This is a genomic window from Streptomyces sp. NPDC043996 (assembly GCF_056435225.1).
Map to the genome: position 1 here is coordinate 279,472 of NZ_JBWKEY010000011.1, position 17,988 is coordinate 297,459.

A 17,988-nucleotide genomic window follows, 5' to 3' on the forward strand; every position below is an offset into this window, starting at 1 on the left:
TTGGCGCTGTTGACGTTCTGTGACACATGGGTACGACGGTCTGGCAGGCGGTGGGCTCGGCCTCCGTCTGTTGGGCGCTGGTGGTGGGTCACTGGTTACCGGTTCGCTGCGGCAGGCGGGACCGTTCCGCAGAATTCCGCGAGGAGCACATACGCGGCGGCATCGGTGTCCCCGGCCCAGTCGGTGTTGAAGTTGGCCACCAGGCGGTGCCGGCCGTCCCGGGTGGTGTAGGCCATGCTCTGCGAGCCGGGCATGAAGCCGGTGTGCCCCCAGATCACCTCGCCGCAGGGCAGCGTGGCGCGGAAGATGCCCAGGCCGTCCTCCTGGCCGTCGCCGAAGTCGGGGGAGGGGACGGTGGTCGTCATCTCGTCCAACTGGGCCTTGGGCAGCAGCTTTCCGCGCATCAGGGCCGTCAGGAAGCGGTCGAGGTCGGCGGGGCTTGTGATGACCTCGCCCGCGGACCAGCCCCAGGAGGGGTTGAACTCCGTGATGTCGTGGACCGCTCGCTCAGGGTCGTCGGGGAACTTGGTGTACATCCGCCCGCTCGGCTGGGGAATCGTCGTGGCGGTGCCGGGCAGTGAGGTGGCGTGCAGTCCGAGGGGTGTGAAGATCCGCCGTCCGGCCTCCGCGGCGTAGGTGTGGCCCGTCACCCGTTCGATGATCATCGCGGCGAGCACGTAGGAGGTGGTGGTGTAGTTCCAGCCGGTTCCGGGGGCGAACGTCGGCTTGTGGTTCATGGCGAGCGCGATGAGCTGTTCAGGCGTCCAGGTGTCGTAGCGGTGGGTCAGGTACTGGATGCCCTGAAGGTGCAGGCCGGGGTCTTCGGTGTAGTCGTAGACGCCGCTGGTGTGGTTGAGGAGCTGCCTGACGCGGATCGCGCGGCCGTCGTGGCCGTGGCCCCGGACCACGCCGGGCAGCCACTTCTCCACGGTGTCCGACAGGCTCAGCCTGCCCTCCGCCGTCAGCTGGAGCAGGACCGTCGCGATGAACACCTTGGAGACGCTGCCCACCCGGAACCGGTCGGCCGACAAGGGCGGGCGCCCCGTACGGAGGTCGGCGACCCCGGCGGAGCCGCGCCAGGTGCCGCGCGCGTCGTGCGCCCGCGCCAGGACGCCGGGCACCCCCTCCCGGACGGCGAAGTCCAGTGCGGCCCGGGTCTGTTCGTGCCCCCGATCCGATCCGCCGGGTACCGCCCGATCCGAACCGGCAGGTACCGCCGTCGCGACCGCCGCCTCCGCCGCTGCCGATGGGGCCGCAAGCCCGGTCGCGGCGACCACCGAGGCCGCCGCGACGACGGCGGCCAGCGTGGTCCATAGCGTGCGCATGGCCATGGGAACCTCCCTCTCACCCTTTCACCGGAGAGACTCATGCTGCCCGGCGACGGTTGGCACACCGGTACGGCGCGAGCGGAGCACCCCGTTCGTGTCGACGCCGCCCGGCGCACCTGAAGAGGGCGCACACGCCTGGCGTACGTTCGCGGACTCTGCCCACGCGGTGGCTCCGGGCTGGGTGGGCGCTGCCGCCACGGACTTCACGTACTCCGAGAAGCCGCGGACCCGCTCAAGGCGGCGGGCCGAGTGCTGCCCGCGACCGGCTGGGAAACCCTGCCGTCCCTGCCCGTCCCCCTGCGTACCCCGACCGCCGCGACAACCACGCCGAGGGCCGCCATGACCACCGGGACGACCAGCGCCCAGCGGAACGCCGTGAGGTCCGGCTCGGCGCCCGCGCCCGCGTGGGAGCCCGTCGAGACCAGGCCGATGACGGCCGTCACCGCGGAGATGCCGATCGCGGCGCCGAACTGCGTGGCGGTCTGCAGCAGGCCGCTCGCCAGGCCCTGTTCCCGCTCGGCCACGCCGTCCGTCGCCGCGATCATCTGCGGGCCGAGCGTGAGCGCGAAGCCGGTTCCGGCAAGGAGCAGCGTCGGGAACATCAGCAGGTACGGCCAGTCCATGCCGACGGGCAGGAACAGGACGTACGCCACGAACGCCATCAGGAAGCCGCCGAGGATCACGCGTGTGTTGCCGAACCGCCGCACCAGGCGCGGTGTGAGCGTCGGCGACAGGGCCACGTCGCAGCCCAGCACGACCATCGCGATGGCGGCCTGCCAGGACGGCCAGCCGCGCAGGTCCTGGAGGTAGAGGGTCAGGACGAGCTGGAAGCCCATGAAGGCCCCGAGGTACAGCAGCGCGCCGAGTCCGGCCCGCACCACCGACCCCGTACGGAAGATCCCCAGGCGCACCAGTGGCTGCGCCGCACGTCGCTCGATCCGCACGAAGGCGGCGACGAGCAGCAGGCCCGCGGCCAGAGCGGCGGCCGTCAACGGCCAGTCGTCGAAGCCGTGTTCGAGCTGGACGATGCTGAAGGCGAGCAGCAGCATGGCGCCCGCGGCCGCGGCCGCTCCCGGCAGGTCGAAGCCCTTGAGGGCGCCGCGCGTGCGCGTGGTTCCGATGGTTCTGTCCGCGCCGTTCGGCGCTTGCTTCGGGATGAGCCGGATTGCCGCCGCGAGGATCATGCCCGCGACGAACACCGGCGCGAAGAACGCCCACCGCCAGCCGATCTCGGTGAGCAGCCCGCCGACGACCAGGCCGAGCGAGAAGCCGCCCGCGGACGTCCCCGCGAAGATCAGCAGCGCCCGGTCGCGGTCCGGCCCTTCCGCGTAGGAGGTGGTGATGATGGACATCGCGGCGGGCGTCATGAACGCCGCGGCCACCCCGGTCACGAACCGCGCCACGACCAGCATCCAGCCCTCGGTGGCGAAGCCGCCGAGCCCGGAGAACAGGAGGAAGACCCCGAGCCAGGTCAGGAACATCCGCCGCCTGCCGAGCAGGTCCGCCGCGCGGCCGCCGAGCAGGGTGAAGCCCGCGTACCCGAGGACGTAGGCACTGATCACCCAGGCCGCGGTGCCGGTCGAAAGATCCAGGTCGGACCGGATGCTGGGGATGGCCACGGCGAGCATGGCGATGTCGGCGCCCTCTAGGAAGATCGTTCCGCAGAGGACCAGCAGTAGTGCCCAGGCGCGGGCGCCCATGGAGACTCCTTCGGTGCGTGGCGGTAGCGGTAGCGGTTACGCCATTGATGGCCAGTTCCTTCTCGTAACCAATGGCATCCTGCGGCAGCGGGGCAGGAGACGGAAGAAGGCACTTTGAAGTCACTGAGGCACCGTGCGGGCACCGTGGGCGCCGTGGAGACCGGAGGGATGGGTGGGAATGAGGAGTTTCCGGCTGGCGGCGTACGCCGTATGCATCGAGGACGGGCGCGTACTGCTCGCGCGTCACGTGCCCCCGGAGGGCGGGTCCAACTGGACGCTTCCGGGCGGAGGGGTGGAGCACGCGGAGGACCCGTTCGACGCGGTGCTCCGGGAATTCGCCGAGGAGACCGGCTGCGAAGCGGTGGTCGAACGCCTGCTGGGCGTGGACTCAAGGGTGATCCCCGCGGCGGAGGCCCGTTCCGGCACCGAGCACCAGAACATCGGCGTGTTCTACCGGGTCCGTGTCACCGGCGGACGACTCCGGCCCGAGCCGAACGGCGACACCGCTGAGTCCGTTTGGACTCCGCTGCCCGACGTCGCCCACCTGTGCCGGTCGTCGCTGGTTGATGTCGGACTCACGCTGGCGCGGACCGCTCCGGCAACCGGCCGCGTTGCTCCCGTGCCGGTCGGTGGCCTGATCCAGCACTGACCGCCGCCGACGGAACCGTGCGCCGACGAAGGGGTGTTGGCCGGGGGAGCGGATGACCCGGGCAGGTTCGGGACTGGCCGCACGGCCAGCCCCCGAACCCACCCGGGCCTGAGTGTCGCGGTGTCAGAGCTTGGTGGCGAAGTTCTGGACCCACCACGGGCCGTTGGCCTTCAGGCTGACTCCGGCGCCGAAGTCCTTGTACGCGCAGTTGAGGATGTTGGCGCGGTGCCCGGAGCTGCGCATCCAGTCACGCATGGCGGTCTTGGGGCCCTTGGGCCCCTTGTGTATGTTCTCGCCCCACGCCCCGGCGCGGTAGCCCGCCTTCCGCATGCGGTCGCCCGCGCTCTTGCCCTCCGGGCTGGTGTGGTCGTAGTAGTCGCGCGCCGCCATGTCCTTGGCGTGGGCCTGCGCGGCGGCCTGCACGCGCCGGTCGAGGCGCAGCGGCCTGCAGCCCGCCTTCTTCCGCTCGGCGTTGACCAGGACCAGAAGCCGCTTCTGGTACCGCGCGGTCTTGCTCGACGCGGTCTGCATCGGCGTCTTCTCGGCCTGCGGGGCGGCGGCGCCCGGCTTCTGGTCACCGGTGGTGTCCGCGAGGGCGAACGTGCCCACCGACGCGAGGGCCGCGGCCGCGACGGCTCCGCCCGCCAGGACGCGAACCTTCAGTCCGCGACGACTCCGCCCGTGCCGCCCGCGCTCCCCGCCGGTGTGGTCGTTGGTGTCTGTGCCCAGGTGCATGTCCGCTCCGCTCTGTGGTGATCGTCGGTCGGTCCGACGTAGGGGAGACCGGGCGGAGGGTCTGGGGACAACACTTTTTCGCGGATGTTTTCGGGGCGGCTCGTGCGGGGGGTGTGGTGGTGGCGGGCATTGGTGAAGGAGGGCATGTCCGGGGAGGGGAGGGCTGGCGAGGCGGTGCCCGTTCAGACCACGCGGCGTATGAGCCTGGCTCGTTCCAGCAGGAGCAGCAGTGCTCGCGCGTCGGCCTCGGACAGCTCCGGCGATCGCCGTGTCACGTCGGCGAGGTCCAGTGCGGCGCCGGTCGGCATGGAGCCGAGCCATTCGACGACGGGGAGCAGCCGCCGGTCGATCCGCGTGGTCGACGTCAGCGTCTCGTGGAAGCCGTAGGCGGTCACCGAGATCGTGGCGGTGTCCCCGGTCACCTCGTCGATGCCGAACGCGGCCTGACCGGCGCGGACGAACTTGACGCCGGGGCCGACGGGACGCTCGGCCACGGGGGTGCGGGACAGATCTCGCCAGTCAAGGCGGTCCAGTGCCACCCGGAGGGCTTCCCGGTCGTCCGCCAGCCTGGCCGCTGTCACCTCAGGGGCCTCGACGTCGTACACGGCCTCGCGCCACAGCGGTTGCCTCAGGAGCTCGTTCTTGAGCGAGGCGAGCAGGAAGTCGACCCGCAGCGGGGGAATCAGCAGGACGTGCAGCGAGATCGAATCCTGGTCCGAAGTGGTCTCGTGCCAGTAGCCCCGGGGTACGTGCAAGACCGCCCCGGGCTCAAGGACGTACTCGATGGCGTCATCCGGGATGCGGACCGGCGGCGTGCCCTGTACGTAGTTGCGCATGTTGGGGTAGACCGGCTGGTGGGGGCCCCAGCCCTCCAGCGGCAGCGGCGCGAACGCGTTGGGGGCCACCCGCCAGACCTTCCGGCCGGTCAGCTGCACGGTGATCACGTCGATCGGATCGAAGTGCACCCTGGTGGCGGCGCCCGGCCGGTTGCAGAACAGCTGGCACTTCGCCGACTTGTCCGTCACCCGGAACGTACGGGCGACTTCGCGCTCGAACGGGGCGAACTCGGCGACCTGTTGGATGAACAAGGTGAGGCCGGCGTCGTAGAAGCGCTGCGCGCTCGTCGCCGGGATCGCCGCGGAGCTGTTCTGGCCGTCGGGGGCGTAGAACCAGGCGAACACCTTCTGGACCTGCTTGGTAAGCACCTCGGCGACGGAGTGCACGCCCAACGCGTCCCGGAGCCGCTCGGCGAGCTCCTCGCGCGGCGGGGTGACGTATGCCTCGCGGCCGAGGACCGACCGCGAGAATTCGGCAAGGCTCAGCGGTGAGAACCAGTCGTCGAAGTCCAGACCGGCCGAGGGGTGACTGGTCGTCACCTCACCCCTCCGACGGGTCCGTCGAGTCGTCTTCGCCGACGTTGCTGACGAGTGAGGCGGGCCGGTGGGCGTACAGGTCCGCGATGCCCGGGGTCGTCGTCACGGTCATCGGACCGAAGACATGGACCGTGATGACCTCGTCGTTGCGCGAGCCGTCGATCAGACCGGCCGGACGTGCCGTGTGCTGCCCTTGCAAACCCTCGACCACGTGGACCACGGCGGGTGGGACATCAGGAACATCGATCACAGTCAACTCTCCGTCGGATCGCAGGAGGCCTGTGGAGGCAGCGGCAGGATCAACTGATGCCATGCTAAGTGCCGTTGCTCGCGTGGTCACCGTGCGAGCGCGTCGAATTGGAGGCTGTCAGGGCGGCGGCGGTGAGCGCCGACCTCCGACAGGGACCGGCCGGGACGGCGGCGTGGCCACCGCGCCTGGAACCACCGGCGGAGCAGAGGCGCCACGGCTGCCGCGCGCCGGCCTCCGGGACCGGCCCGCCGCCGGAGCCTCCGACGGCGAGACGTCCCCACTCGCGTGCCGGGCTCAGCCGCCGGTGGTCCCCACCGGCTGGGAGGCGAAGTGGCGCAGGGTGGGCTCGCGGTCGAAGAAGTGCTCGATGGCCGCGGCGAACTTCGGGGCCTGCTCGCTCTTGGGGAACTTCTCGACGTGGTCCTCGAGGGTCGCCCAGCCCACGCGGAGCAGATAGGCGCCCTCGGTCTCCACATCGCGGTGGAGTTCGACGGACTGGCAGCCCTCCGCGGACTTGAGGATGGGGCTCGCCGCGAGGAGGGCCTGCTCGAACTCGGATTCCCGGCCGGGGGTGATGTACAGGTAGGCGTATTCGTAGATCACGGTTTCTCCAGTGAGGGGGGTGGTCAGCGGATGGTCTTGATGCGGGTGACCGTGAGGGCTCCTAGGAGGCCCACGACCATCGTGAACAGGTAAAGGGCCGTGTAGTTGTGGCCCGAGCCCAGCGCGAGCAGCAGCGGGGCGAGGGCGGGGCCGATGGACTGGGGCAGGACGTCGGCGCTGTTGATGACGCCGAGGTCCTTGCCGACGTCGTCGGAGTTGGGCAGGACGGCGGTGGCCAAGGCCATGTCCACGGCGAAGTAGAAGCCGGAGCCGACGCCCAACAGGGCCTGGGCGACGTACGTCCAGGGCAGTGTGGTGGACGTGGCCAGGAGGGCCAGGCCCGCGGCGAGGAACACGGCGGCCGCCGTCACGAAGGGCTTGCGGCGGCCGATCCGGTCGGACAGCCAGCCGCACAGCACCGCCGTCACGCCGCTGAGACCGTAGTTGAGCGTGGTCAGCAGCGCGACGGTGCCCGCCACCTCGCCATCGGAGACGTCAAGCTCGGAGGTGAGGTAGTAGGCGAGGTACGGAACGGGTGCGACCGCCGCGAAGAACACCAGGAACCGCGTCAGCCATACCCAGCCGAAGTCCGGGTGGCTTCGCGGGTCGGTCCAGAAGCTGCCGAGCAACTCCCGGGTGGAGAACGGTGCTTGGCCCGCCGGCGCGCTCGCGTCGCGCAGGGGTACGGCGAACAGGGTGATGACGACGACCGCCACCGCCGCGGGCACCAGGAACCCGGCGGCACCCGCGGAGAACAGGGCGGCCGCTCCCATGCCGATGGGAACCGCGAGGCGCTGGCTGAACCCCACGACGCCGGAGACCAGGCCGCGCTGGGCGACCGGCACCTGCTCCGGCACGGTGGCGGCGAGCGCGGCGATGGTCGCGTTGAAGCACAGCTGCGCCAGACACCAGCCGACGGCGACGGCGACGATCGACGGGACCACGGCCATCACAGCCAGGCCGAGGGTGCCACCGATGACCCCGCCGACGAGCCAGGGCCTGCGCCGCCCGAACCGCGAGGACGTGCGGTCCGAGAGGCGCCCGGCCAGGGGGTTGGCCAGCAGGGCCACCAGGGCCCCGAGGCTGGCCACCACCGCGAGGCTGGTCTCCTTGTGCCCAGGGTCGACGTCCTCGACGCGCAGGGCGAGGGTCACCAGGGCCACGGACAGGACCGCGCTGTACAGGCCGAGGTAGCCGAGACCGAGCCGGACCACGAATGCCCGTGACACCCGTGGCCCGGTCTCAGCCGCCGATGCGGCTACGGTCATCGTGCTCCCGCGTCCGTTCCACTGCCGGTCGGTCGTACACGGCGCGCGGACGCTTCCCCATCCGGCCGGGGCGCGGCCGCTTCCTCGCCCAGGCGGACGAGCGTGCTCGCCACGCTGTCGAGGAGGGTCTGCCACGCCTTCTCGAACGCCTCGACCCCCTCGGCCTCAAGCACCTCCACGACGTCGTCGTAGTCGATGCCGACCCCCGCGAGACCGGCGAAGTCCTCCGCCGCCTCCGCGTACAGGCCCCGCACGGTGTCTCGCTGGATCTCGCCGTGGTCGGCCACGGCGTCCAGGGTCTGCTCCGGCAGGGTGTTGACCGTGCCCGCCGTCACCAGGCCGGTGACGTAGCAGGTGTCGGGGTAGTCGGGGTTCTTGGTGCTGGTCGAGGTCCACAGCAGGCGCTGGGGATTGGCCCCGGCCGCCCGCAGCGCCTGCCACCGCGGCGACGCGGTGATCTCCTCGTACACCTCGTGGGCCAGACGGGAGTTGGCGAGGCCGGTCCGGCCGCGCAGCGCGAGGGCCTTCTCGCCGCCGATCCGCTCGAGGCGCCGGTCGGTCTCGGTGTCGAGCCGGGAGACGAAGAAGGAGGCCACCGACTCGATTCCGGAGAGGTCGAGGCCCGCTTCGAGCGCCGCTTCGAGGCCGCTGAGATAGGCGTCCGCCACCGCCCGGTACCGCTCGATCGAGAAGATCAGCGTCACGTTCACGCTGATGCCCTCGGCGATGGCCCGGGTGATCGCGGGGAGTCCCGCCCGGGTGGCGGGGATCTTGATGAGTACGTTGGGCCGGTCCACCATCCACCACAGCTGCCGGGCCTCGGCGACCGTGGCCTCCGTCTGGTGGGCGAGGCGGGGGTCGACCTCCAGCGAGACGCGGCCGTCGTGCCCCGAGGTGCGGTCGAACACCGGCCGCAGGATGTCGGCCGCCGCGCGCACGTCCGCGGTGGTCAGCACGCGGACCGCTTCGTCCGCGGTGACCCCGCGCAGGGCCAGGTCGCGCAGCTGCTCCTCGTACGCCGAGCCGGAGTCGCCCGCGATGGCCCGGTGGAAGATGGACGGATTGGTGGTGACGCCGACGACCGCCTTGTCCCGCATGACGGCGGCGAGATTCCCGGAGTCCAGACGCTCGCGGCTGAGATCGTCCAGCCAGATCGACACGCCGTGCTCACTCAACTGCTTTAAGGGGTCACCCAATGATTCGCTGAATCGATTCGTCATGGACGTGCTGTCTCCTCGCCGGTACGGTCTCAGGCCTTGATCGCGGCGCCGGCGTCCACCGGCAGGGTCGCGCCCGTGACGTAGCGGGCCTCCTCGGACGCCAGCCACAGCACGGCGTTGCTGACGTCGATGGACTCGACCCAGGGAACGGGGATCACGCTCAGCGCGGCGGCGGCCTCGGCGAACTCCTCGCGGGAGGGGTCCTCGACGTCGGGAAGCAGCAGCTTGCGCCCGGTGACGTTCTGCACCATGTCGGTGTCGACGTTGCCCGGGTGGATGCTGTTGACCCGGATGTAGTGGGGCGCCAGCTCGTTGGCGAGGGAGCGCATCAGGCCCACGAGGCCGTGCTTGGACGCCGCGTAGTGCGCCATGTTGGGCCGTCCGAGGGTGCCGGCGACCGAGTTGGTGAAGATGATGGAACCGCCGCGGTCGGCCTCGATCATGTGCGGGATCACGGCCCGTACCGTGTTCCACGCTCCGGTCAGATTGACGTCGATCATGTCGTTCCACTGCTTGTCGGAGAGCTCCCAGGCCCGTCCGAGGGAGCCGATCCCGGCATTGGCGCACACCACGTCGATGTGGCCGAACTCCGCGAGACCGGCGTCGACGGCGGCCCGCACCTGCTCGGGCTCGCGCACGTCGGCGCTGACGGTGAGGATCTTCCCGCCCTCGTTCTCGACGAGCCGCCTGGTCTCCTCCAGGTCGTCGCTGGTGGCCAGCGTGTAGTGGGTGCTGCCGACCTCCTGGCAGATGTCGGAGGCGATGATGTGCGCGCCTTCCTGCGCCAGCCGGACGGCGTGCGAGCGACCCTGCCCGCGTGCGGCACCGGTGATCAGGGCGACCTTGCCCTCTACGCGTCCCATGCGATGGTTCCTTCCAATGTGCCGGATATGTGGGGGGGGTGTGGGGGTGCTCAGGACGCTTCGGTGGTGACCAGCCGTGCGTCCTTGGCCTTGGCGCGCAGGGCGCGCACGGCGGCGGCCGGGTCCTCCGCGGCGTAGACGGCCGAGCCGGCCACGAAGGAGTCCGCTCCCGCCTCCGCGCAGCGCGCGATGGTGGACTCGTTGACACCGCCGTCGACCTGGAGCCACAGGGGTATCTCCTGGCCGCTCACGCGCCGCAGGGAGTCGATGGCCTCGCGCGCCTGGCGGACCTTGTCCAGCGTGAACTCGAGGAACTTCTGGCTGCCGAAGCCGGGTTCGACGGTCATCACAAGGAGCGTGTCGACCTCGCCGAGCAGCCCTTCGTAGGGCAGGAAGGGAGTGGCGGGGCTGAGCGCGAGGCCCGCCTGGGCGCCCGCCGCGCGGATGGCCCGCAGGGTGCGGACCGGCGAGTGGGTGGCCTCCGCGTGGATCGTCACGCTGCCCGCCCCCGACTCGGCGTAGTCCGGAGCCCAGCGGTCGGGGTCGGCGATGCCGAGGTGGATGTCGAGGGGCAAGCGCACGTTCTTGACCAGGGACTCGACGACCGGGAGCCCCACCGTGAGGTTGGGTACGAAGTGGTTGTCCATCACGTCGACATGGAGCATGTCGGCGTCGTTGGCCACCGCGTCCGCCTCCTCGGCGAGCCGGGTGAAGTCCGCCGCGAGGACGCTCGGCGAGATGCGCAGGGTCATAGCTCGGCTCCAGGGATCTTGAGGGAGATGCCGTCGGGGAGGACCTGGAAAGCGATGGAGCCCACGCCGTCCGCCACGGCGTGCGCTTCGCGCAGTGCGTTGTCGTCGTGCGTACGGAAGCGCACGGCGATCGTCGTGAGGCCCGCGGCCCTGGCCGCGGCGATGCCCATGGGGGAGTCGTCGATGCCCACCGCGGACGCGGGGTCGACGCCCATCTTCCGCGCGGCGAGCAGGAACCCCTCCGGATCGGGCTTGGGCAGAGCGACGTCGTCGGCGCTGACGAGTACGTCGGGGAGGGGCAGGCCCGCGCTGCGCAGCCGCGCCTGTGCCACCTCCGTGTCGTTCGAGGTGACGATGGACCAGCGGTCGCGGGGCAGCGCGTCGAGCAACTCGGCCGCGCCGGGCAGTGCCACCACCTTCGCGACGCGCTCCCGCTCGGCGAGCCGCACGCGTTCCGCGTGGTCGAGGATCTCCTGCTCGGACAGGTGCGGAAGCATCGTCCGTACGATGTCGCTGCGCTTCTGCCCGTAGAACCGGTTCAGGTCGAACTCCGCGCCCACGCCGACCGATTGGGCCCACTCGCCCCAGCAGTCCTCGGCGTCCGGATAGGAGTCGACGAGCGTGCCGTCCAGATCGAATAAGATCGCGCTTTTGACCATGCACATGCCTTCCTGGGGAAGGGGGGTCTGGTAGCTGGCATATGCACCCTACGCGGGGCGGCTGTTGATCTTGCGTAGGGGAATCAGCCGTTCCCCTTCTGCTCCGTGCAACGCCGCCGACTTGCGAACTCAAGATCAGCGACAGCGGATTCTTCGGCTATGACCGATTCGAAGAAGGCTGGATCCGGGCGCCCGGCCCGCCGCGCGCGGAGGCTCGGCGGGCTCCGAAAGCCCGATAACGGGCAGCAACTTTGCGGGAGCGATGGCGGCCCTGGTGGGGCAACGGCGCCTGTTCTGAGTGCTGTCGGGGCGGGCCGTGGCGAACGGTCTTGCGAGGGCCGGGTTATGGGCTGACCAGCGCCGTTGTCCACGAAGGCGGGGAGCGTCGCCGCCCCTTACTCAGCGGGTCTTGGTGATACTCCCACATATCCGTGGGTCGTTTGAGGTTTAGCTCGGTGCCGCTGTGTCTGGAGGTTGGGGATGGTGTGGGCGGTGGGGGTGGCGCTGTGGTGGGGATGGCGGGGATTGGGTGTATCGCGGGCGTCCTGTGGGTGTCCCGCCGGGGACCAGCGGGCGTAAGGGAGGCGTATCGCAGACGTATCGCGGGCGTATCGAAAAGCGCATACGCCGCCGGAACGATCTCCGGCTTTCCATGGAGGTACGGGCCGCGGCGGTCCGTGCCGAGGGCAGGGTGACCCCGGCTCCACAGGGTGATCGCGGGACGGGGTGCGTGGTGCCGTACAGGAATGTTCGTCCGTTACTCAGGCGGGCCGGTCTGGCCGCCAGTGTCGCGGTGCTGATGATGGCCGCCCATGCCGGGCCTGCTACGGCCGCCCCGGCGCGGGTCGGGAGCGTGCAGCAGGCGATGGAGGAGTTGGCCAGGGTTCCCGGGGTGGTGGGGGTCGTCGGCGGGGCCTACGTCGACGGGAGGTCCGTCGGGCTTGGCAGCGCGGGCTCCCGGTTGCTGGACGGCGGGGGCGGGAGGATACCCGCGAACGCCCGCTTCCGGATCTGGTCGCAGACCAAGCAGATGGTGGCCACCGTGGTGCTGAAGCTCGTCGAGAAGGGCGAGTTGGGGGTGGATGACAAGCTCAGCGACCTGCTGCCGGTGGTGGTGGAGAAGGACCTGGTGGCGCGGGCCGACGAGATCACGGTACGGCAGCTGCTCCGGCACACCTCCGGCATCCCCGACTGGTACGCGGGCAAGCCGAACCCGGACGGGAGCGAGGGGGAGCCCTCGTTCGACGTCTTCGACTTCACGACCCCCTACCAGCCGCTGGACCTGGTGCGGTGGAGCCGTGGTCGGCCCCGGACCGGGGAGCCGGGCGAGAAGTGGTCCTACTCCAACACCAACTACACCCTGCTCGGCATGATCATCGAGAGGGTGACAGGGCGTGACCTGGCCATCGAGCTGGACACGCACCTGTTCGGCCCGCTCGGGATGACCAAGACCTACCTCATGGTCAAGCCGCCGGACGGCGTCAAGGGGCCGCACGGCCACGGCTACTACCCCGACGCCGACGGCAGGCTGCGCGACGTGGACCGGTTCAACGCCAGCTTCACCGGTGCGGCCGGAGGTGTGGTCTCCACCGCGCACGACGTGAGCGCCTTCAACCGGGCCTTCAGCCAGGGGAAGTTGCTGCCGCCGGAACTCCAGCGCGTACTGACCGACCGGCTGCCCAGCGCCGCGCAGACCCGAGGCAAGGGCCGCGGCGGTTGCGGCGACGATTTCTACGTCACGGGCGGGTTGGCGCCCGGCTCCCTCGCCATGACCCTCTACTCAGCGGACGGCCGCCGCCAGCTCGCGGTGTCGTTCACCCTGAGCGCCAACCCCAGCGCCGTGGAGCTCGACGTGGGCAAGGCGGTGGAGGCGGTCTTCTGCCCGCCCTCCTGAGCGGCGGCTGCACGCTCTTCGGCTCGGGGTGCGTGCGAACACCTCGCTGCCGAAGCTGCCCGACATCGATGACGTTGAACCCGCCTCAGCCGCCGATCAGGCGTGCGTCGACGAGGTGCGGGTGGTCCTGGAGCGGCACGGCGCACTGCGACGCTTCGGTCTCACGCTGCTGCACGAGCACTTCGACGTCGCCGACGACGAGATCCTGGTCGAGGACCCGGTGTGCCAGGAAGCACGCCGACTTCCGGGGGCGAGGCGGGGTGCACGTGCGGTCTCACCACAGGGAGATGTGCGTACGGCGGCATGGCGAGCGGCGGCAGGCTGCCGCTCTCTACCTGCGGCGCGCGGTGTCGGAAGGGAGCTCGGCGAAGCGGTCGCGGTACTGGCTGGCGAAGCGGCCGAGGTGGGAGACGCCCCACCGGTAGGCGATCGCGCCCACGGGGTCGGTGGAGGCGAGGATGTCCTGGCGGACGCGGTCCAGCCGCAGGTTGCGGACGTAGGCCATGGGCGAGAGGCCGAGGCGGTCGCGGAACGCGGAGCTGAGCGTGCGTGGGCTGCAGCCCGCTGCGGCGGCGATGCCGTCGAGGCTGATGCGCTCGGGGAGGTTCGCTTCGATGAACGCGAGGGCTTCCCGCAAGGGGCGCGGGTAGCCGGGGCGCGGACCGTCGTGCAGTGCGCCGGTGTGGGAGTGCGGCTGGGCCAGGAGCAGGGCGGTGACGAGGCAACGCAGCTGGCTGCGCCGCAGTTCCGGGCGTTGGAAGAGGGGGTCTTCGGAGTCCAGCTGTTCGAGGAGGGAGCGGACGAGGAGCCGCACCGCCCGGCCCTTGGGCTTGGCCAGGTCGAGGGCGAAGTCGAAGCGCACGGTGGACACTGGCGGATGCCCGGTCAGCACGGCGTATTCCTGGTCGACTAGGGCGGCGTCGATCCGTAGGCCCAAGAACCGGGTTCGCCGACCGCGCAGGGGCCGTAGTTCCTGCGTGTCGCCGGGGTTGGCGACTCCCGCCGTCGCCCCGTCGAGGGTCGCCCGCAGGGTGCCGCACGAGGCCGAGAGGGCGCCGGAGACACCGATGTTGACGAAGTAGGAGCGACGGGCACGGCTCCCGGCCGAGGCGACGCGGACGCCGAGCGGCGAGACGAAATAGCCCACCGCGAAGTCGTGCGCGGCGACGCCGCGCAGTTCGTGGACGCCGTCGCCGCCGAGCTCGTCCAGAGGCGATCTGGTGATCGAGCCGCCGAACAGGCGGGTCGCGGCGTTGAGGAGGTCGGCGGGGTTCGGGGAACTGGTGATGAGGTGGTTGCGCAGCGGCGTCGGCACGACGGTGGGGTCACCTCCCTGGCAGCCCATTGTCAGGGATGCCCGCGGGGTGTGGACAGGCAGGCCGGAGCAGCGGCTTGGCCCGGACGGGCGGCGGGGGCGCGAACAGCCCCGGGGCGGCGTCGTTGTGGGACTTGGCGTCGGAGGGGGTCACACGGGCTCGGCCATGAGCCGGTGGCAGGAGTCGGTCAGCGCGTACGTCTCCTGGTAGCGCCCCGCCTGCTCCAGGCCGACGATCGCCTCGGAGGTCTCCACGAGCGTGCGGCACCGTCGCGCGCGTCTGCTGGTGAACGCCCGGAGCGCCGTGCCGACGGAGCCGTGCCGTCCTAGTTCCTGGGCCAGGACGAGCCCGTCCTCGATGGCCAGGGCGGCGCCGCTGGCCAGCTGCGGTGCGGGCGCGTGCGCGGCGTCGCCGATGACCACGGCGCTGCCCCTGCTCCAGGCGCCCTTCAGGAGTGCCGTGAGGACCGGGCGGCGTACCACCGATTCCGACGCGGACACCAGGGAGCGGATCTCCTCCACCCGGCCGGGGAACGTGCGCAGGAGCTGGCGCAGGCGCGGGGCGAGTGCGGCATTGGGCAGGGCGGTCCGCTCCGCTCCGTTCTCCGTCAGGAACACGTACGCCTGCCTGGGGGAGAGGGGCACGAGTCCGGCCGTGGCGGACTTCCCGGCGAAGTGATGGATTCCGGTGGCCCACGGCGGCCGGGGCACCAGGGCCCTCCAGACCATCTGCCCGTGAAAGACGAGCGGGGCTGCGAGCCGCAGCAGGTCCCGCGTCGACGAGCGGATCCCGTCCGCGCCCACCAGGAGTGTGACCTCCCGGACCGTCCCGTCCGACAGCCGCACCCGGACCAGCTCCCCCTCCTGATCCACCGTGGCGACCGTCACTTCGTGGCGTACCACCGCCCCGCACCGCTCGGCTTCCGCGTACAAGACGCGGTGCAGTGCGGGGCGGGCGATGCCGACCATCGCCGGGCGCCGCAGACCGATCAGGCGCGGCAACCGCACCTCGCCCGCGGGCTCCCCGTCCACCTCCACCTGCGTGACCGTGCGCATGCCGTAGCCCTCGGCCAGACACGCGTCCGCGAGTCCCACCTCGTCCAGCGCGCGCAGCGAAGGTCCGGTCAGGCACAAGCCCCAGCCGGAATCCGCCCGAGGCGGGTGGATCTCGGCGATCTCCACCCGCCATCCGCCGCGTGCCAGGGCGATGGCCGCTGTCAGGCCGGCCACTCCCGCACCCACGATCAGGGCCGTCCGCGCATCGCCACAGCTGTTCATGTACGCCTCCAGAGCGCCGTTTTCCCCGGAACCGTAGGGCGCGTGGGCGCTCGGCCTTGTCCGCGTCGGGCGGCGGTCATCCGCTGTCGGCAAGCGGTCGTCCGGCGGGGGCGCGGGTCCCACCGCCGCGCCTGCGTGCGCAGCGGTGATCAACATATACTTCTGCGGCTCGGCGGTCTCTAGGCCGTCGGCGGAGAAGGACACGGGGGCGTGTGATGGAACTGCGGGACATCGAGATCTTTCTGGTCTTGGCCGAGGAACTGCACTTCGGCCGGAGTGCCGAACGGCTCATGGTCTCCCAGGCGCGGGTCAGCCAGGCCATCAGGAAGCAGGAACGGCGCATCGGCGCCCCGCTGTTCGAGCGCACCAGCCGCACCGTGCGCCTGACCAACGTCGGCCGCCAGCTGCGCGATGACCTGCAGCCGGTCTACGCGGGCCTGCACGAGTCCCTGGAACGCGCCCGGCTGACGGCCAGCGGTGTCACCGGCAGGCTGCGCGTCGGCATGATGCCGTTCAACATCGTCGACATACACCCGTACTGGAAGGCCTTCCGCGCGCGTCATCCACGGTGGGCGCTGGAGGTTCGCCAACTGACGTACGTCGACCCGTTCGGCCGGCTCCGTGACGGTGAGATGGATGTGCTCGTCACCTGGCTGCCCGTGGAGGAGCCGGGCCTCACCGTCGGCCCGGTCCTGAGCGTGGACCCGCGCGTCCTCGCCGTGGCCGCCGACCACGAGCTCGCCCAGCGGACGTCGGTGCGGCTGGAGGTGTTCGCCGACTTCCAGCACGCCGTCGCCCCTGAAATGCCGGACTACTGGGAGGACAGCTACCTGCCCTTCCACACGCACGAGGGGCGGCCGATCGAGCGCGGGCGCATCGTGAACAACGCGGCGGAGCTGATCAACCAGATCGGCATGGGCGAGATCATCCACGGCTTTCCCGGCCATGTCACTCGGTACTGGGGCATGCCGAACATCCGGTGGATACCCATCACGGACATGCCATCCCTGTCTTACGCTCTGGTCTGGCGGAGCGAGGGAGAGAACGAGCTGATCAGTGCCCTCGCCGATGTGGTCCGCGAACTGGGCCCCACACGGTTCTGAGGCGCCGCTCAAGCACCGCCGCCATACTCCGATAACCGTCGAGTTATCGATGAACGCACGAAACCTGTGTTGATCCAGACGTTGCCCCCACGGGAGGCTTGAGGCACCCGGGCAGGCCGCTCGTCGGGGGCGTTGGTTCCCCCGGCCATCCCCGCCCGGCCGCCTCTCCCATGATGCCCCGCTCCGTCAGGCGTGGCGTCACGCTGCCCTGTTCTGGAGGAAACAGTCATGACACCACTGCCTGACGCGGGCTCATCGGGTTCCCCGAGCCAGGAGTCAGACAGACGTGCCAGACAGGTTCGACATGACCGTGATGTACGCGACGCACGACGCCTTACGAAGGGAGCTGCGCTGCCTCGCCCGCGCCACCACCCGCGCCGGTCCCGATCCCCGGGACGTCGTGCGCACCACGGGCTGGAAGCTGTTCCGCGAGGCGCTGCACCTCCACCACGCCGCCGAGGACGAGGCACTGTGGCCCTTGCTCCGCGAGGCCCTGCGCGGCCGCCCCTTCCCCCTGGCGCGCCTTGAGGCGATCGAGGCCGAGCACGCCGTGCTCGGCCGCCTGCTCACGGCGATCGACCAGGCACTGGCCGACCCCGATGTCGGTCAGGACCTGTTCGGTGAGCTCACCGGCTCGCTGGTCACCGGCCTTCGCGGACATCTCCGCCATGAGGAGGAGGTCGTTTTCCCGCTGGTCCAGACCGCCCTGGGGGAGAAGCAGTGGGAGCGCTTCGGGCGCTTCCACGCCCAGTGGATCCAGGCCGACGCCGCCCGGATCCTGCCGTGGCTCCTGGACGGCGCCGCCGAGCGGACTGTGACCGCCGTTCTGACACAGGTCCTGCCCGAGTCCGCGCACCGCGCGTACGCGGATCGATGGCAGCCCGCCTACGCGGGGCTCGACCAATGGCGTGCCGGGCCGAGTTGACCGCCACGTTCCCCCGCCAATGACCAACCTCTGAGACGAGTCCCCGCGCGGATTCGAAACAAGTCAGCACACC

General features: G+C 70.7%; 17 protein-coding genes. 4 read left to right on the forward strand and 13 right to left on the reverse strand.

The features are described from left to right. Positions 1 to 95: 95 nt before the first annotated feature. Positions 96 to 1,331, reverse strand: a complete 1,236-nt coding sequence (locus AC07A4_RS28100) for a serine hydrolase domain-containing protein (RefSeq protein WP_478603571.1) — start codon at positions 1,329 to 1,331, stop codon at positions 96 to 98. Positions 1,332 to 1,531: 200 nt separating this feature from the next. After that, on the reverse strand, positions 1,532 to 3,028 hold the full coding sequence (locus AC07A4_RS28105) for an MFS transporter (protein ID WP_478603574.1): 1,497 nt from the start codon (positions 3,026 to 3,028) through the stop codon (positions 1,532 to 1,534). Positions 3,029 to 3,206: 178 nt separating this feature from the next. Between AC07A4_RS28105 and AC07A4_RS28110 the strand changes: the two genes are divergently transcribed. Then, the gene (locus AC07A4_RS28110; protein ID WP_478603577.1) at positions 3,207 to 3,677 is read left to right on the forward strand and encodes an NUDIX hydrolase; all 471 of its coding nucleotides are present in this window, start codon (positions 3,207 to 3,209) and stop codon (positions 3,675 to 3,677) included. Positions 3,678 to 3,800: 123 nt separating this feature from the next. On the opposite strand, the gene AC07A4_RS28115 is transcribed toward AC07A4_RS28110, so the two are convergent. The 9 genes from AC07A4_RS28115 to AC07A4_RS28155 all read right to left on the reverse strand — a co-directional run bounded on the left by AC07A4_RS28115 (position 3,801) and on the right by AC07A4_RS28155 (position 11,400). After that, entirely contained in the window at positions 3,801 to 4,412 is a 612-nt protein-coding gene (locus tag AC07A4_RS28115) for a CAP domain-containing protein (protein ID WP_478603579.1), read from the reverse strand. 182 nt (positions 4,413 to 4,594) lie between these two features. After that, on the reverse strand, positions 4,595 to 5,788 hold the full coding sequence (locus tag AC07A4_RS28120; RefSeq protein ID WP_478603582.1) for a JmjC domain-containing protein: 1,194 nt from the start codon (positions 5,786 to 5,788) through the stop codon (positions 4,595 to 4,597). Position 5,789: 1 nt separating this feature from the next. Next, positions 5,790 to 6,035: a hypothetical protein gene (locus AC07A4_RS28125; protein ID WP_478603584.1), complete on the reverse strand. Its 246-nt coding sequence runs from the start codon at positions 6,033 to 6,035 to the stop codon at positions 5,790 to 5,792. Positions 6,036 to 6,329: 294 nt separating this feature from the next. After that, positions 6,330 to 6,638 carry an antibiotic biosynthesis monooxygenase family protein gene (locus AC07A4_RS28130; protein WP_478603586.1) on the reverse strand — a complete coding sequence of 103 codons (309 nt, stop codon included), beginning with the start codon at positions 6,636 to 6,638 and terminating at the stop codon, positions 6,330 to 6,332. Between the two features lie 23 nt (positions 6,639 to 6,661). Continuing rightward, entirely contained in the window at positions 6,662 to 7,906 is a 1,245-nt protein-coding gene (locus AC07A4_RS28135) for an MFS transporter (protein WP_478603589.1), read from the reverse strand. Next, positions 7,903 to 9,126, reverse strand: a complete 1,224-nt coding sequence (gene tal / locus AC07A4_RS28140; protein ID WP_478603591.1) for a transaldolase — start codon at positions 9,124 to 9,126, stop codon at positions 7,903 to 7,905. The genes AC07A4_RS28135 and tal overlap by 4 nt, the downstream gene beginning before the upstream one ends. A gap of 29 nt (positions 9,127 to 9,155) precedes the next feature. Beyond that, positions 9,156 to 9,989, reverse strand: coding sequence for a mycofactocin-coupled SDR family oxidoreductase (locus AC07A4_RS28145; protein ID WP_478603594.1), 834 nt, complete (start codon positions 9,987 to 9,989; stop codon positions 9,156 to 9,158). A gap of 50 nt (positions 9,990 to 10,039) precedes the next feature. After that, positions 10,040 to 10,741, reverse strand: coding sequence for a ribulose-phosphate 3-epimerase (gene rpe, locus AC07A4_RS28150; RefSeq protein WP_478603596.1), 702 nt, complete (start codon positions 10,739 to 10,741; stop codon positions 10,040 to 10,042). Then, entirely contained in the window at positions 10,738 to 11,400 is a 663-nt protein-coding gene (locus tag AC07A4_RS28155) for an HAD family hydrolase (RefSeq protein WP_478603599.1), read from the reverse strand. The genes rpe and AC07A4_RS28155 overlap by 4 nt, the downstream gene beginning before the upstream one ends. An 853-nt stretch (positions 11,401 to 12,253) precedes the next feature. On the opposite strand from AC07A4_RS28155, the gene AC07A4_RS28160 reads away from it, so the two are divergent. Further along, on the forward strand, positions 12,254 to 13,294 hold the full coding sequence (locus AC07A4_RS28160; RefSeq protein ID WP_478603601.1) for a serine hydrolase domain-containing protein: 1,041 nt from the start codon (positions 12,254 to 12,256) through the stop codon (positions 13,292 to 13,294). A gap of 331 nt (positions 13,295 to 13,625) precedes the next feature. Here the strand turns inward: AC07A4_RS28160 and AC07A4_RS28165 are convergent, their stop codons facing one another. Both AC07A4_RS28165 and AC07A4_RS28170 read right to left on the reverse strand, forming a co-directional pair. Further along, the gene (locus AC07A4_RS28165; RefSeq protein ID WP_478603604.1) at positions 13,626 to 14,609 is read right to left on the reverse strand and encodes a helix-turn-helix transcriptional regulator; all 984 of its coding nucleotides are present in this window, start codon (positions 14,607 to 14,609) and stop codon (positions 13,626 to 13,628) included. 150 nt (positions 14,610 to 14,759) lie between these two features. Further along, positions 14,760 to 15,887: an FAD-dependent monooxygenase gene (locus AC07A4_RS28170; RefSeq protein WP_478603607.1), complete on the reverse strand. Its 1,128-nt coding sequence runs from the start codon at positions 15,885 to 15,887 to the stop codon at positions 14,760 to 14,762. A gap of 215 nt (positions 15,888 to 16,102) precedes the next feature. Here AC07A4_RS28170 and AC07A4_RS28175 point away from each other — a divergent pair, with 215 nt between their 5' ends. Both AC07A4_RS28175 and AC07A4_RS28180 read left to right on the forward strand, forming a co-directional pair. After that, positions 16,103 to 16,990: a LysR family transcriptional regulator gene (locus AC07A4_RS28175; protein WP_478603609.1), complete on the forward strand. Its 888-nt coding sequence runs from the start codon at positions 16,103 to 16,105 to the stop codon at positions 16,988 to 16,990. Between the two features lie 286 nt (positions 16,991 to 17,276). Beyond that, positions 17,277 to 17,915, forward strand: coding sequence for a hemerythrin domain-containing protein (locus AC07A4_RS28180; RefSeq protein WP_478603611.1), 639 nt, complete (start codon positions 17,277 to 17,279; stop codon positions 17,913 to 17,915). The last annotated feature ends 73 nt before the right edge of the window (positions 17,916 to 17,988 follow it).